At 65.3% G+C, this 15384-nt stretch carries 7 protein-coding genes; all 7 read left to right on the forward strand.

What is annotated here, in order from left to right; translation table 11 throughout:
• Positions 1 to 95 precede the first annotated feature (95 nt).
• The 7 genes from F7R19_RS10210 (at position 96) to F7R19_RS10240 (ending at position 15379) form a co-directional block, all read left to right on the forward strand.
• Positions 96 to 476, forward strand: coding sequence for a VOC family protein (locus F7R19_RS10210; RefSeq protein WP_150980193.1), 381 nt, complete (start codon positions 96 to 98; stop codon positions 474 to 476).
• 120 nt (positions 477 to 596) lie between these two features.
• The gene (locus F7R19_RS10215; RefSeq protein WP_150980194.1) at positions 597 to 1316 is read left to right on the forward strand and encodes an SDR family oxidoreductase; all 720 of its coding nucleotides are present in this window, start codon (positions 597 to 599) and stop codon (positions 1314 to 1316) included.
• Positions 1317 to 1357: 41 nt separating this feature from the next.
• Positions 1358 to 1585 carry a hypothetical protein gene (locus F7R19_RS10220; protein WP_150980196.1) on the forward strand — a complete coding sequence of 76 codons (228 nt, stop codon included), beginning with the start codon at positions 1358 to 1360 and terminating at the stop codon, positions 1583 to 1585.
• Positions 1586 to 2076: 491 nt separating this feature from the next.
• Positions 2077 to 4566, forward strand: coding sequence for a two-partner secretion domain-containing protein (locus F7R19_RS10225; protein ID WP_223506231.1), 2490 nt, complete (start codon positions 2077 to 2079; stop codon positions 4564 to 4566).
• Positions 4563 to 6329: a ShlB/FhaC/HecB family hemolysin secretion/activation protein gene (locus tag F7R19_RS10230; protein WP_223506229.1), complete on the forward strand. Its 1767-nt coding sequence runs from the start codon at positions 4563 to 4565 to the stop codon at positions 6327 to 6329. Before F7R19_RS10225 ends, F7R19_RS10230 begins: the two co-directional genes overlap by 4 nt.
• An 18-nt stretch (positions 6330 to 6347) precedes the next feature.
• Positions 6348 to 7154: a peptidyl-prolyl cis-trans isomerase gene (locus F7R19_RS10235; protein WP_150980200.1), complete on the forward strand. Its 807-nt coding sequence runs from the start codon at positions 6348 to 6350 to the stop codon at positions 7152 to 7154.
• A gap of 89 nt (positions 7155 to 7243) precedes the next feature.
• The gene (locus tag F7R19_RS10240) at positions 7244 to 15379 is read left to right on the forward strand and encodes a two-partner secretion domain-containing protein (protein ID WP_150980202.1); all 8136 of its coding nucleotides are present in this window, start codon (positions 7244 to 7246) and stop codon (positions 15377 to 15379) included.
• Positions 15380 to 15384: the final 5 nt, after the last annotated feature.

The following is a 15384-nucleotide window of genomic DNA, read 5'->3' on the forward strand; positions in this document are numbered from 1 at the left end:
GCGGGGCAACTTGCCCCGCTGGCTACGCCGCGGCCCCAATACCTTGTCGGAGCGCTCGCTGTTCGAGCGGCAACGCGCGTTCGCCGGAGTGTCCCATGCATCTCGATCACGTCACGCTGGTTACCGATGACATTGAAGCGATGCGGCGATTCTTCGTCGATATCGCCGGGCTGCACGTAGGCCCGCGGCCGCCGTTTGGCGTGGACGGGTACTGGCTGTATCTCGATGGGCGTGCGGTGCTTCACCTGATCCGCTCTGGCACGTCCGCGCGCCCTGGCAGCCCGACCCCGCGCATCGATCACTGCGCGTTTCGCGTCGAGGATCCTCAAGCGTGGCACGCGCTGATCGACCGCCTGCGCGCGGCGTCGATTCCATTTCAGAGCGCGGAAGTCCCGCTGACCGGAGAACGTCAGATCTTCGTGACGCTCTCGCCCGCGGTGAGCGTCGAATTCGTCATCTCGGCGGCGCTCCGCTGAGCGCGCGATTGTTAGTCGGCAAACGGCATCTGGCATCTGGAGCACAATCGGACGTTCCCGCCGGAACCGCGCGCCGCGGCGACATATGCGCCATTGCACATTCCTAAAAGGAGAAACAGCATGACCATTCAGACATTCGAAGGGCAGACCGTGCTCGTCGTCGGAGGCAGTTCGGGGATCGGCGCGGCCGTCGCGCAGCAGTTTGTCGATGCCGGGGCAGCGGTCACGATCGCCTCGCGCAACGCGGCAAAGCTGACGTCGATCGCACAACAGATCGGCGGCGATGTGAAAACCGCGACGCTCGACTTCACCGTCGACGATGCGGTCACAGCGTTCTTTGCCGGAGCGCCCGCCTATGATCACGTCGTCGTGACGGCAGGCGAGACGGCAACCGGGCCGGTGCGCGGCTTGCCGCTCGGCGATGCCTACGCTGCGATGAACAGCAAGTTCTGGGGCGCCTACCGCGTGGCACGCGCCGCAAGCATTCGCGAAGGCGGATCGCTCACGCTGGTTTCGGGCTTCCTGAGCGTGCGTCCGAGCAAGTCGTCAGTGCTGCAAGGCGCCCTCAACGCCGCGCTCGAGGCGCTGGGACGCGGGCTGGCGCTGGAACTGTCGCCGGTGCGTGTGAACACGGTTTCGCCGGGACTGATCGCCACGCCGCTGTGGTCGAAGCTGGACGCCGAGGCGCGCGACAAGATGTTCGAGGGCGCCGCAGCGCGTCTGCCCGCACGACGCGTCGGCCAGGCGGAAGACGTCGCACGTGCCGTGCTGTATCTTGCGTCCACGCGGTATGCCACCGGATCGACGGTACTGGTCGACGGCGGCGGTGCGATTGCCTAGCCATCGATAAAACGTACGCCAATCACGGGGAGCAGCAGCGCGTGGATAACCTCGGTGACCTGCGGTTGTTTGTGGAAGCCGCCGCGCTTGGCAGCTTGGCCGCCTGCAACTGGTGCTGCCCTGACTCGCCCGTGCACGCGCTGTTCCAGCGACGCCAGTTCATGGCCCCCCGCGTCCGCGCATTGCTCGACTTCCTCGCCGAGCGCTTTGCCGAAAGCGCCAGTCAGTATGCGGCGTACCTTGACGGCAGCCGTATGACGCGGGACTGAGATCGCGCGGCCGGTCCGATTGCGCCCTTCGGGCGCTTGAAAATCCTTCTCTGGTGGGGGAGTGCCGGCGGCAACCGCTGCGGGAGCGTCGCCGCAAGGTTGGTGTGCATTACGCCGTATCGTGTTTATCGGCGTTTTCAGCGGCGACTTTAATTCTCTTCGACTGCCCACTTGCCGCGCTGCGGCAAGCGTTTGTCCGGGCTCATGCGCCGCAAGCACGACGGTTCCGCGCGAGATAGCGGTAGGCAAAGGTGCCGCGCGTGAAGCCCCGCAGAATCGTTGCGTGCCGCAGACACTCGAATCGATTACGCCCGCAAGGGGTATTTGCCAGAAATCACACATTTGCTAATGTCGCGCCCCGGGTAGATTGCGGGGACAGCGCCTGACAAAGATCGGGCTCCCGCATCAATACATAGAAAAGTGGGAGTGGGTCGTTGTTTGAATTTCGGTTAGCACGGGGCCAGCTTGGGTCGCTGGTCTCATATTCGTGTGTGCGCGGCTCATTGGCAGGGCTTGCGTTCTTCGCACTGGCCGCGCGAGGCCATGCCGCCGGCATTGTGGCCGACGGCGGGACCGCCACCACAGTCAATGTGGGCGCTGGCGGCCGGATTACCGTTGGTGTGGCCGGCGCGGTAGGCGGCGTCTCGACCAACACCTATCGCGAGTTCAATGTGCCGCGCAGCGGCGTCGACCTCGACAATTCCGCGGCACGGGCGCGCACGATCCTCAATCAAGTCACAGGTACCAATCCATCGCTGTTGGAAGGGCAACTGAGCGTGCTCGGTCCGCGCGCCAATGTGGTCATCGCCAATCCAAACGGCATCAGCGTCAATGGCATGACGGTGCAGAACATGGGAAACCTGGCGCTGACCACCGGGCAGGTTTCATTCAACGATTTCACCGTCAACGGGCAATTGCAGCGCAACCTGGTGCTCACCACCAACCAGGGCGCCATCGACATCGGCCCCGGCGGCCTGTCCGGCACGCTGCTGAATCTGGAACTGATCGCCAAGCAACTGCGCGTTGCCGGCAAGGTCGAGAACCTCTACGGCGATGCCAACGCGCGGGTGCGCGCCGTGGTAGGCGACAGCCATGCCGAAGTGGATGCCAGCGTGTCGCCGGGAGACAACCAGACGCCGTGGATCAGCTACTCCGCGTCTGGCTCGGCATCGAAATCCATCGCGCTGGACATCACCGCCGCGGGCAGTCTGATGGCGGGTCGAATCGAACTGCTGGTGACGGACCAGGGCGCCGGCGTGCGCCATGCCGGCACCGCATATGCCACGGCTGGCGATTTTGTCATCTCCGGTAGCGGTGATCTGGAACTGGCATCCGGCAGGATCGGCGCGGCCAACGACGTGCTGATCGGGACGGGCGGCCTGCGCGGCACCGGGGCGATTGATGCGGGACGACATCTGCAAGTGTCATCGGCGCGCGTGACATTGGCGGACAGTGCGCTGTCGGCTGGCACGCGCACAGCGGGGGATCTGGTCATCGGTGCGCAGGGGCAAGTGCATGGCGAAGCGGTGGCGTTGACCGATACCAGGCTCAACGCGAGCGGCGGTCTGGGTCTGTTCGACGCCGGTCCGGGCGTTGTGTTGACCGGCGTGCAGGCCACGGCCGACGGCAACGTGGTGATGGAAGCGAGCGGCCCGGGCGGATTCACTGCGACGGCGGGCGCAGGGCGCACCGCGCTCACCGCGTCGCATGGCCAGCTTGCGCTGCGCGCCACCAACATCGCGCTTAGCGGAACTGACATTGATGGCGTTGGCGGTGTTTCGATTGCGTCTGGCGACGTGAGTCTGCGCGACACGGTTTTGCGCGCGTCGGGCGGTGGAGTCAGCATCGACGCACAGGGCGCGTGGCGCCAACTGGACTCGGACGTGTTGGCCGCGTCGGATATCACCTTGCGCAGCGCTTCGGCAAGGCTCGGCTCGGCGGCGCGGCAATCGACCATCGTGGCCAACGCGGGCGGCGTGCTGTTCGATGTGGCCGGTGATATCACCAACATGGGCGGGCTGATCCAGGGGCAGCGCCGCATCGCTTCATCCGCCGCTTCTGCTGGCGCGGTGACGTTGCGCGCCGGGGGCGGCGTCTGGAACGAGTCGACGCCGCAGTATCTCGGCATTCTGTTCGGCGCGGCCGACGACGTAGTGGTCCGCGCGGGCGGGGACGTCGTCAATCGCCACGCGCGCATGTTGTCGAATGCGAAGCTCGACATCGCTGCCACGGGCGACCTGATCAACGAAATCACCAAGCAGCCCGGCACCAACGACGAGCAGCCTGTCATCGCATCGGCGTCCGCCCGCAGATGGTTGGTGCTGTCTCGGCGCAGCAGTACGTTCGATATCGACTATGGCACGGCGGATCGGCCGGATCAGGTCGCCTATCTGCTGTCCGATGCGGGCACCACGCTCAGCGGCAGAAATGTCATCAATACCGGTGGCGAGATTTATGCCAACAACGGTGCGATCCGCATCGACGCCGCCGATACGTTCCGCACCCAAGGCGTGACCACGGGATCGGCTCACTATTCCCGCTCTTGCATGATCGTTTGCCGGACATCGGCCTCATCCGATACGGCGGTGATCGGCGGGCTGCTGTCCGCAGGCAGTGGCATCGAGATCCGTGCAGGGCGGCTGGCCGAGAATATCGGCGGTCGCGTGCTGGCGATCGGCGACCTCGATATCGATGCGCCCATGACATACGCCGCTGGCGTAACGGGCTACACCGCCATCGCGCGCGAGCGCGGTTTCAAGGTGTTCTTCGGCGATACCTGGGCACGCCTGTACGCGATGGATGTAGGCGGAAGCTGGATGGCTACCGGTCGCACGCGTGTAAGCGGTGATGCGGAAATCAACGGCGGCAGCTTCGATGGCGCGGTGACCGTTGCCGGTGCCACCACGCTGACGCGGGCGCGCCGCGTTGAGCCGGTATCGGTGGAAAGCCATCTCGGAATGACGTCATGGATGTGGCGATGAGGCGCAACTTGCGACATCGGCTCCATCGCATCGCGTTGGCAACGTGCGTTCTGGCCACGACCGGTGCCGCCCTTGCGCAAGTGCTGCCGGGCGCTCAAGGGCCGCTTCCGCCGGAAGATCCCGCGCAGCGACTGTTGCGCGAACAGCGCCAGCGCGACCTACAGCGCGAAGCCACACAACCACCAGCGCAGATCGAACATCAGGCGCCTCCGCCGTCCGACGTCCGCGTGGAGGAAATCGACGAACCCGCCGCGACCTTCGACATCCGCCGGATCGAGGTCGAAGGCAACACGGTGCTCGGCGATGCCGAGGTCGCGGCAATCATCGCGCCGTTCGAAGGCCGCGCGCTTGGCGCGAATCGCATCAATCTGCTGCTGAGGCGCTTTACCGAAGCATTCGTCGCGCGCGGATATATCACCACGCGCGCCTATCTGGGTCAGCAGAACCTTGCCAGCGGCGTACTGCGCGTGACGGTGGTGCCGGGGCGCGTCGAATCATTCCAGCTCAACGGCAAGACATTGCGGCCGGGACCGCTGGCATTATTCGATGCCACGGGCGGCGGCTGGGTGACCGATGCAGGCACCGTCTGGCAGTTTCCTGCGCCCGGCGACACGCTACGGTTGCAAGACCTGGAACAGGGCGTCGACCAGTTGAACCGCTTGCGCCGCAATCGCGCGGAAATGCAGATCCTGCCGGGCCAGACGCCGGGCGGGTCCGTCGTGGCGTTGACCAATCAGCCGGGCGACCGCTTCCGCTTCAATGCGGGCGTGGACAACTACGGCAGCCGCGTGACCGGCATCTCGCGCACGCGCGTCGGCATCGACGCCGACAATGCCCTTGGCTTGCAGGAATCGCTGGGCGTCAGCTACGTTGGCACCACCGATACCAATGCGGCCGTGGCGTCCGCCGCGGTGCCATTCGGCTACAACACGTTCAGCTACACGGCGTCGCTGTCCGAATACCAGAACGCCATTGGCGACACGGCACTGCTATATGGCCGCACCGTGGGCCACACGTTTGGCTGGAACCGCGTCATCACACGCAATCAAACCGGCCGACAGGCGCTGGACCTGACGCTGACGTGGCGTAAGACCGAGCGTGAGATCAACAACCTTCAGCTCGATCCGCAGCGACTCACGATCCTGCGCGCCGCGTGGAATGGCCTGTGGCGCTTTGCCGCAAACGGCCAGCAAGGCTACGTCACAGCGGAAGCCGGGTACTCGCGCGGGCTGTCCGCCTTCCACGCCACGCCGGATCCATCGGACATCCGGCACGACGAAGCGCACGCCCAGTTCAACAAGCTCGACGCCAATACCACGCTGCAGATGCCGCTGCCGTTGATCGCCGGGCGCGCGCAGCTGGCGTGGCGCGCGCAGCTGGTGGGGCAGTGGACCAATGTCGCGCTATTCGGGTCCGAGCAAATCTACGCGGGCGGCATGAGCACGGTGCGCGGTTTTCGCGAAGGGGTGATCGCGGGCGACCGCGGCGCATATCTGCGCAACGAGTTGGCATGGGCCAATGCGCCGGTCGTTGCGGGCATCCGCATGGAACCGTACGTGTTTGTCGATGGCGGTGAAACGCAGTACGTGGCCACGCGGCAATGGCAGGCCGTGGTAGGCGCGGGCGCGGGCATCAGGCTGTCGGCGCAATGGGCCAAACAAACTTTCACGAGCGAACTGCTGGTGGGCGCGCCGCTGGCGCAGCCCGCCAATCTCGGGCCGAAGCGCGGCGTCGTGCTGGCCACCTTGAACTGGATCTACTAGACATTTGGGAGCACAAGCATGCAAGGCAACATTATTCGTCTCGCTCTGGGTGCCGTCATCGCATTGGGGCTCCAGTGCGCGCACGCTGCCACGGTCAATGGCGTGGCCATCGCCGATACGGCGATCACCGACACCCTGCGGGCGACAGGTCTGCCCGATTCCCCCCAAGCGCGCGAAGCCATCAAGCAGCAGTTGATCGCGCGCGAACTGTTCCGCCAGGAGGCCGCCAAGGACAAGGCGCTGGAACAGCGTGCGGACGTGCGGGCGTCGCTGCGCGAGGCGCGCAACCAGGTGCTGATGCAGGCCTGGCTCAAGGACCATATCAAGCCCGCCCCGGTGACTGATGCAGAGGTACGGGCGCGCTACGACGCCATCGTCGCGACGCTGGGCGATCAGGAGTACAAGGCGCGCGTGATCGAAGTGACAGACGATGCCACGGCCGGCGCTGCGCTGGCACGCATCAAGGCTGGCGAGGACTTCGCAAAGGTGGCGCAGGCCGTCAGCCTCGCCCCGTCGAAGACCGCCGGCGGTGCGATGGAGTGGGTCAGCTTCAAGGTGCCGGTCCAGGAGGGCAAGACCCAGAACCTGCCGTTGCCGATCGCCCAGGCCATGGCGTCGTTGCCCCCGGGTGCGATCACGCCCGCGCCCGTTGCGGTGGGCGAACGCCGCTATCTGGTCAAGGTTGATGCCGTGCGCCCGACGCAGATTCCCGCGTTCGAGACGGCGGCGCCTGGCATCAGGCAGGCGCTGCAGGCGCAGGCGCTGGAGCGCGCCACGCTGGCCCTGGTCACGAGCCTGCTGACCAAGGCAAAGATCACGCAGTAGTTCGCGTCGCAATCACCGCGCCCGATTCGCCGGCGGCGTTTCACGCTGCCGTTTCCAAGTCTTTCGTCTGACGCTGTTCAGCCCCAACCATGCAACGCGACCGCTCGGCCACGCTGTACCCCGCTTCCTCGACCGCCGCTGACGTTCCTGTGGACGTGCCGGCCGACCTGTCGCTGGCCGACCGTGGCCGCCGCAGCGTGGCCGCGCGTGCCGTCGCGGCATGCTTGGCCACCACGCTGTGGGTCGGGCCGGTGTCGATCACGTTGCAGCAGTCCAGGCAGGCGGCGGGTGTGCTCGGTGCGGGCGCAATGCCTGTGGATGCCTTTGCCACGCACGTCGGCGCGGTGCGTCAGGGGCTGCTGCGCTGGGCGATGGACCAGTTGCCGGTGGTATTGCGCTTCGGCCCCGCCGAGGCCATGGCCGCGCCAGTGACCGATCCGGCGGCACCGATCCGCTTCACGCCGACGATCTCTGCCACGACCGGCCCGGGCGCGCCACAGGGCGGCGTGCCTGTGGTCGGCATCACCACGCCGAACGCCCAAGGCATCTCGCTGAACCAGTACCGCTCGTTCGTCGTCGACCCAATCGGGCTGATCCTCAACAACAGCACCACGGGCGGCGGTGCGTTTCTGGGCGGCCAGGTGGGCGCCAATGCCAACCTGGCGGCATCGGGGCCGGCGCGGCTGATCATCAACCAAGTGACCAGCAATGCGCCGGCGCAAATCAACGGCATGGTCGAGGTGTTCGGCGCGCAGGCCGGCCTGGTGGTGGCCGCGCCCGGTGGCGTCTATACCAACGGCGCAGGCTTCACCAATACGTCGCAGGTCACCCTGACGACGGGCACCCCGCAGTGGCTATCGGCAACGGGGGCCGCCACGAGCTTCGACGCGGCTGCGTCGGCTGGATTTCTGGTCGAAGGCGGCCGCATCCAGATCGGCAACCCGACGCCGGGATCGCCCAGCACCGGCATCGAAGGCACGGTCGGCAACATCAACCTGATCGGCGAGTCGATTGGTGTCGATGCGGCATTGAACGCTGGCCGCCAGGTCAACCTTGTGGCGGGCCGCCAACTGGTCAAGCCCGACGGCGACGGGTTCACGACCACGCCCACCGGGGCCAATAGCGCCGCCACCAATACTTCGGCCACGAACGGTCTGGCGATCGATGCCACGGCTTTTGGGGCGATGAATGCCGGGCAGATCCGCATCGTCAGCACCGCCGCAGGCGTGGGTGTGCGGGCCGATGGCAACCTCGCGGCGTCGGCGGGCAATCTCACCATCGATGCATCGGGCAACGTCAAGGTCGGCAGCACTTATGCCAAGCAGGAGGTGGCCTTCAACGCTGGCGGTGCGGTGGAGGCGGCTGGCAACGGTCGCGCCGAAGCGGCGTACATCGTCAACGCAGCCGGCGATGTCACGCTGGGCGGGACGCTGGAAGCAGGGCGCGGCGTCGCCGTGACGTCCGGTGGCGCCATTCGTGGCGCGGGCGGTGTCAAGGCACAGGACGCGGTGGCGCTCAATGCCGCCACCAACGTGGATGTGGGCGGTGCCGTGAACGGCGCGAGCATTGTCGTCAAGGCGGCCGGTCAGGACGGGCAGGGGGATATCCGACTGGGCGGCGATGTGACGTCGCCGGGGACCATCGCGCTGCAGGCCGCGCGGGATACCGTCATCGACGGCAGCGCGGTATCGGCCGGTGATCTGAACCTGGCCTCGCAACGCAACCTGACAATTCACGGCGCGGCGGGCAGCACCACGGGCAACGTGTCTCTGACCGGTGTAGACGGCAGCGTGACGACCACGGGCAATGTGGTCTCGCCCGGCACGCTCAGCGTAAAGGCAGGTACCGATGTCAGCCTCGGCGGCCAGGTCGCGGCGACGGGGCAGCTCGATGTCACGGCGCAGACGGGCAGCATTGCCACCACCGGGCAGATCGGCAGCAATGCCGGCATCGCGCTGAAGGCGGCGCAGGATGTGACCGTGGGCGGCCAGGCGCAAAGCGCGGGCGATACCACCATCACTGCCACACGCGGCAATGTCGCGATCAATGGTGCACTGACCAGCGACGCCAATACCACCATTTCTGCCGGTGGCGCCGCAAGCGTCTCGGGCAGCCTGTCGAGCGGTGGTAACGCCAGCGTATCGGCGGCGACAGGGTCGGCCACGATCAACGGATCGCTGACGAGCCTCGGCAATGCCAATGTCTCGGGCGCGCAGGACGTCACGCTATCGGGCAGCACGTTGGTGGGCGGCAATCTCGGTGCGTCGGCAGGCCGGATGCTGACGGTTGGCGATCTCACCTGGATCGGCAAGGACGCGACGCTGCGCGGCGGCGATGTCTCGATCGGCGCACCGCAAGGCCAGCAGAACGCCGTCAGCGGCACCTTGGATGTTGCCGCCACGCGCGGCCTGACGCTGACCGGCGATACCACGGCCAACAACGTGAGGCTGAGCGGCGCAACCATCAGCAATGCGGGCGGTACGGCGGCCGTGCAGCAAATGCAGGTGTCGGGCGGAACGGTCACCAACACCGGGACGCTGGCCGGCAATGCCGTCACGCTGAACGTGACGAACCTGACCAACCGTGGCGTACTGGGCGGGCAGACCGTCAACGCCACGATTGGCAACGCGTTCGACAACGCGGCAGGATTGCTGTCCGGTGCGCAGACACTCACGGTGTCGGCCGGAGCGCTGGTGAATAACCAGGGCGGCACGCTGTTTGCCGGCGATCTTAGCGGCCAAAATCCGCTGAGCGGCAATCTGGCTTTTACGGTGTTCGGCAGCAACGGCAGCTTCAACAACGTTGGCGGTCAGGTGCTGGCCGGCAACAACCTCACGCTCAATGCGCCTAACCAGGTGTTCGATCCGTCGGCCACGGCCACGGGCAAGCTCGACGCCAACGGTACGCTGACGCTGGGCGCGCTGGCGATCAACAACACGGGAACGTGGATCGTGCCGGGCGGCAGCGTGGTACTCAACGCCAGCCAGGGCATCAGCAACAGCGGCACGATCCAGAAGGCGGGCGATTTGTCGCTGGCGACCGGCGGCGCCTTGACCAACACCGGGCAGATCATCGGCGGCGCCAATGTGTCGCTGTCGTCCGGCAATCTGACCAATACGGGCACGCTGCACGCCAACGGTGACCTCGCGCTGGATGGCAACATCACAAACCGCGGCGTGGCCGAGGCGCTGGGCAACGTCGTTATTACCGGCGGCAACTTCGACAACACCGGTGCCAAGACACAGGCCAACGGCAACCTGAAGATCGACATCGGTGGCACCGTGAGCAACGTCGCGGGCGTGATCGGCGCCAATGGCGACATGCATATCGCGGCTGGGGCGGTCATCAATGATCGCTCGGGGCCGGTGGACGGCGGCAGCACGACGGGCAAAGTCAGCAACGATGCGCTGGTCAATTCGGCGGTGATCGGCAGCTATGCACCATGGGTATATTCGAATTGCGATTCGTGCTCGTGGATGCCCACGGCAGGCACGCCGACCAACCTGAAGATTGGCGATATCCGCCGCACGCCCGATGGCGCCGCGCTGGCGCCGGAAGTCGGCAACTACCCCTATACTTCGGGCGGGGAAGCTGGCATTTCATGGATTTCGATGTGGCAACTGGTGGATGCCACGAGCCCGTACCCCGCGAATGCCGTGGGTATGGCAATTGCGTTGCCCACCGTGGACCGCACCATCGTCAAGCAGGCGGACGGCGTTGCTGGCCAGATCATCGCTGGCGGCAATCTCGATATCAGCGCGTCGACGCTCTCCAACAAGGGCGGCGTCATTTCCGCCGCGCGCAACGTCACGCTCAATGTCGGCAACCTGGACAATGGCAGATCCGCCACGCTGGTCGATAGCGTGACAGACGCGGTCAATCAGGCCGAATTCAATGCACTGCTGGCCCAGCTCAACAGGCTGGCACAAGCTGTTCCGCCATCCGATCAAACGGGCGCGAACCAGCAACTGCTGTTCGGCACGATCACACCGCCATGCATGGGCGACAGTTGTGGCATGCCGGCCATCACCGGTGCGCCGGTCAACGTCGGCCGCGATGTCAACAACGCCACCGTGTCGGCACCGACGCAGTCGTCCACCACTTCTCAGTTGGGCAAGGCGGGTCAGATTACCTCGGGCGGCAACCTGGCCCTGAACGGCACCGGCGACCTGACCAACACTGGCGACATCGCTGCCGCCGGCAACGTCAAAATCACCACTCCAGGTACCTTTACCAACAAAGGCGTCTACGACGTCAGCGTGGCTACCCAGGTCGGCTGCGTCCCGGGCGGTGACTGCCCCGATGACAGTTTTCCCACGGTGCAGTCGGTAGCCTGGAAGCAGACGCCTTCCACCATTGCCGCGGGCAACGCGCTGACCATCAACGCAGGCGCCCTGCAGAACCTGAACGCCACGCTGGCGGCTCAGGGCAATGTCGATATCACGACAGGCGGCACCGTGACCAACCGCGCCGGTGCGATCCAGTCGGTCTCCGGCGATGTGTCGATTACGGCGGCCGCGCTGGTCAACCAGTCGCTCGATCCGATCAAGCTGCACAAGAGCTACGGCGGCCAGAATCCGCCTTATGCCGGCGGCTGCAATCCAGGCGGCACCTATGGCAATAGCCAATGCGCCGCCACCGAGGACGCTGCCGCCGGTCCCGCAGCGGTGATTTCGGGGGCGCGTGACGTCACGATCCAGACCGGATCGCTCAGTAACAATGGCGCGTTGATTAGCGGCGGCCGCAACGTCAACGTGCAGGCCAGCGGCGGCGTGGACAACACCGCCATCGCACTGAACGCCGACTGGGTCGGACGCTGGCAGGAAGATCGCAGTGGCGGTGACCGCTGGCACGATACGGGCGGCCGTTCGGTGCTGGGCAGCATCGCTTCCGGCATCCAGGCGGGCAACGCGCTGACCGTCAATTCGGGTGGGCAGATCGTCAACACCGGCAATCTGCTGGGCACAGTCGTCGACCTGACCGGTGCGTCGATGGTCAATGGCATTACCAGCCCGAACCAGCCCACGCCGCCGATCGCCACGCCGCAGCAGGTCATCCCCCTCGGCCCGGCGCCGGTGCCAGCGGGATCGCTGCCGCCTACGGCAACTGTCACGCCCGATCCGACCGAGCCGTGGCAATTCACGCCGGTGGTGGTGGCAACGCCCACCGCGCCGACGGCCACGACGCCGCCGGCCGTCGACTGGCACTTCAATGCCAAACCGGACGGCACGCCGGTGACCAGTCCCACCACGTCTAACGACCGCGCGCAGTACGTCAGCCCGAACCCGGCTACCGGCGTGCTGGCTGGCGTGACACCGGACAGTCTGCTGGCGCAATTGCCGCCGGAGCTGCGTCCGGGGAACGTGACGTTCTACTACGACCCGTATACCGAAGGGCAAAAGCTGCAACAGGCCGCCTTGGCACAGACGGGGCAGGAAAGCTTTATCAGCGGGCTGTCGTGGGACAGCCAGAACAACCTGTCGGTGACCGACCAGGAAAAACTGTCGCTGTACAAGAACGCCGCCGATTACGCGAAGGAACACAACCTTGCACTTGGCCAGGCCCTGAGCGTGGATCAGGTGAAGGCGCTCGACGCGCCGATGCTGTGGTACGTCGAGCAGGCGGTACCGGACCCGCGCTGCACGCTGGCCAGCACGATCTGCCCGAGCGTCAACGCGCTGGTGCCGCAGGTCTATCTGCCGGAAGGCTATGCCCAGGCGCTGGCCGTGCCCACTGGAGGCACGATCAGCGGCGAGAACATCAAGCTGACCGTCGACGGCCAGCTTCGCAACACCGGGCAGGTCGTCGCGCGCGACACGCTGACGGTCAAGGCCGAAAGCATCGACCTGAGCCCGAACGTGGTGTCGATCGGCACCAACGCGTACAAGGCGCAGGGCGGCTGGAACGTGGTGACGGGCACGGTGGTGCAGCCGGGCGGCTTCCTGTCGGCGATGCACATGGACATCGAAGCCGACAGCATCCGGGCCATTAACGACGCCTTCCGCGTGACGCGCGCCGACGGCACGGTCGACGCGGAAGCCAGCGCCGCGCTGGTGGCGCAGCTCAAGGAAAGCCTGGGGCTGAACTACACCGAAGGCACGGTCGCCGACGACATCCACACGCAGTTCATCAAGGAGAAGAAGGGCTTCGGCATCCTTGGCCAGATTTTGGCGATGGCGGCGGCGGTGGCAATTTCGATCGCTACGGCGGGGGCCGGGGCGGCGATCGTAGGTGCGGCCTATAGTGCGGCAATGGGAGTCACGGCTGCGGCCGGAGCGGCTTTTGCGACGGCAGGGGTTGGCGCGGCGATGTCGGCGGCTCTATCTGGGCTGATTGCCGGCACGCTGTCAAGCATGGTGAGCCAGGTCATCACAACCGGTTCGCTGAACATCGGTACGGCATTGAAGTCCGGCGCGATTTCCGGCCTGACAGCCGGGCTAACGCAGGGTGCGTTGGGCGCGCTAAAGCTGACCGACGCCGGGCTTAGCAGCTTCGGCGATAACATCACGCAGGGTAACTGGCTCGAGGCGGCCAGCAATCTTGGCAATTACGCCCAGGCCAGCATCGTGCGTTCAGCTATCAGCGCCGGTATCAATACGGCGGTATACGGGGGTAGCTTCGGGCAGGCATTCGCCGGTGGACTGGTGCGTGATGCTGCGGCATTAGCGGCGAATGCGGTGGGCGTGACACTGCCGGGGATTGGAAAACCTGGTGCCGATCCAGGGACGATCATCGCCAATGCTGCAGCGCACGCCCTAGTTGGCTGCGCTGCAGCGGCACTGGGCGGTGACGACTGCGCGGGAGGGGCCATTGGCGCCGCCGTCTCGGCTATCGTCGCTCCGCTGGTGCGGGACAGCCTGTATGACTCCGGGGGGAGCACCTGGAGCATTGACAACGGCAATGGCACGTCAACGACCTTTACAGAATTCAAGGACCAACAATACAACGCTGTTACGGTAGCCGTGGCCACCCTTGTCGGCAGCGGGCTAGCCGCCGCGCTCGGGAGGGACGTCACCGTTGCGGCGACAGCAGCCCAGAACGAGGCGATCAACAACGCCCTGTCTGGCAGCCAGGTAAGAAAGAAGAACGAACAGCTGGCATCGGCGAAGTCGCCGGATGATCGAGACCGCATCAACAAGGTCTGGGAAGACAAGGATCGTGCGCAAACCAAGGTCTATACCGACTTGGACGATGCGAAGCTCGATATGGCGCGAGCGTCGACAACCGCGGACAAGGCAACGGCGCTGCTGAAATTGCAATCGGCAGTGGATGCGGCTACGGCACTCTACGGCGAATTCCGTTCTGGCAACGACACTGGGGGGATGACGAAGATCGGGCAAGCGCTGCTCAGCGCAAGCCTGGCCATGCAGCAGGCATCGGCGGAATCCGGCACGCCGTTGAACCTCTCCCCAGCCCAGCGTGAGGCCCTTGCCAATACATACATGGAGATCGGCACGGCGCTTTCAGCGTATGAAGGTTCGACTGTTCCGACAAACCTTGGAAAAGGCCTGAAGACGGTTGCCGATTGGTTGTTGGGTCGTCCATCCGCTGGCGCGGTAGATATCGCGGCCGGCATGCCCGGGAAGACGATTTCGCCAACGAACGAACCTGGCGCATACTCGTCGCAGACTAGCAGCGGCGCACCAGCGCCGACCCCGGCACCGGGACCGGGCTATACTGCCGGCGACGTATTGGGGGTAGTGGGCGGCCCACGCACCTTCAATGGGGTGGAACTCGATCCAAGACTGCCGCCTCCGGTCGCGGGGTTGGACTACACACCCAAGGTACTAGATTCGGGAAATGTCAACATCGCGAACTCCCAGGTCAACGGTTATCAAGCTGAATTGAAACTCGCCAATACCATTGCGGCCTTGCCTGACCAGATCGTAGTGAAGTATGGAGATGTCATTGGACGGAATGGGGCGGATGTAATCTCGGTGAACTCGGTCACCGGAGAGGTGACATTGTGGGACAGCAAATTTAGGAGTACCGCTGCGAGTGTTGAGCCATCTCCAACCTTTGCACCGGACTCGGCCTCTCTTCGAAATGCTTTGGCGGAGGCTCGTAACGCGATCGCTGCATCGAACTTGCCGGAGACTGCCAAGAATGCCGCGCTGACAAGTCTCATCAAGGGAAATTTCAAGACCAATACTGTCGGTGCAGGACAAGTGAAAAACTCCACTATCGTCAGGTTTTGTGGGGCTGTGCCCTGTTCCGGAGGTTAAGATTT

Source organism: Cupriavidus pauculus (genome assembly GCF_008801835.1).
GTDB lineage: Bacteria > Pseudomonadota > Gammaproteobacteria > Burkholderiales > Burkholderiaceae > Cupriavidus > Cupriavidus pauculus.

Bases quoted from the DNA above. Each gene is read 5' to 3' on its own strand.
- F7R19_RS10210 (WP_150980193.1), top strand. From the start codon at position 96: ATGCATCTCGATCACGTCACGCTGGTTACCGATGACATTGAAGCGATG.
- F7R19_RS10215 (WP_150980194.1), top strand. From the start codon at position 597: ATGACCATTCAGACATTCGAAGGGCAGACCGTGCTCGTCGTCGGAGGC.
- F7R19_RS10230 (WP_223506229.1), top strand. From the start codon at position 4,563: ATGAGGCGCAACTTGCGACATCGGCTCCATCGCATCGCGTTGGCAACG.
- F7R19_RS10235 (WP_150980200.1), top strand. From the start codon at position 6,348: ATGCAAGGCAACATTATTCGTCTCGCTCTGGGTGCCGTCATCGCATTG.
- F7R19_RS10240 (WP_150980202.1), top strand. From the start codon at position 7,244: ATGCAACGCGACCGCTCGGCCACGCTGTACCCCGCTTCCTCGACCGCC.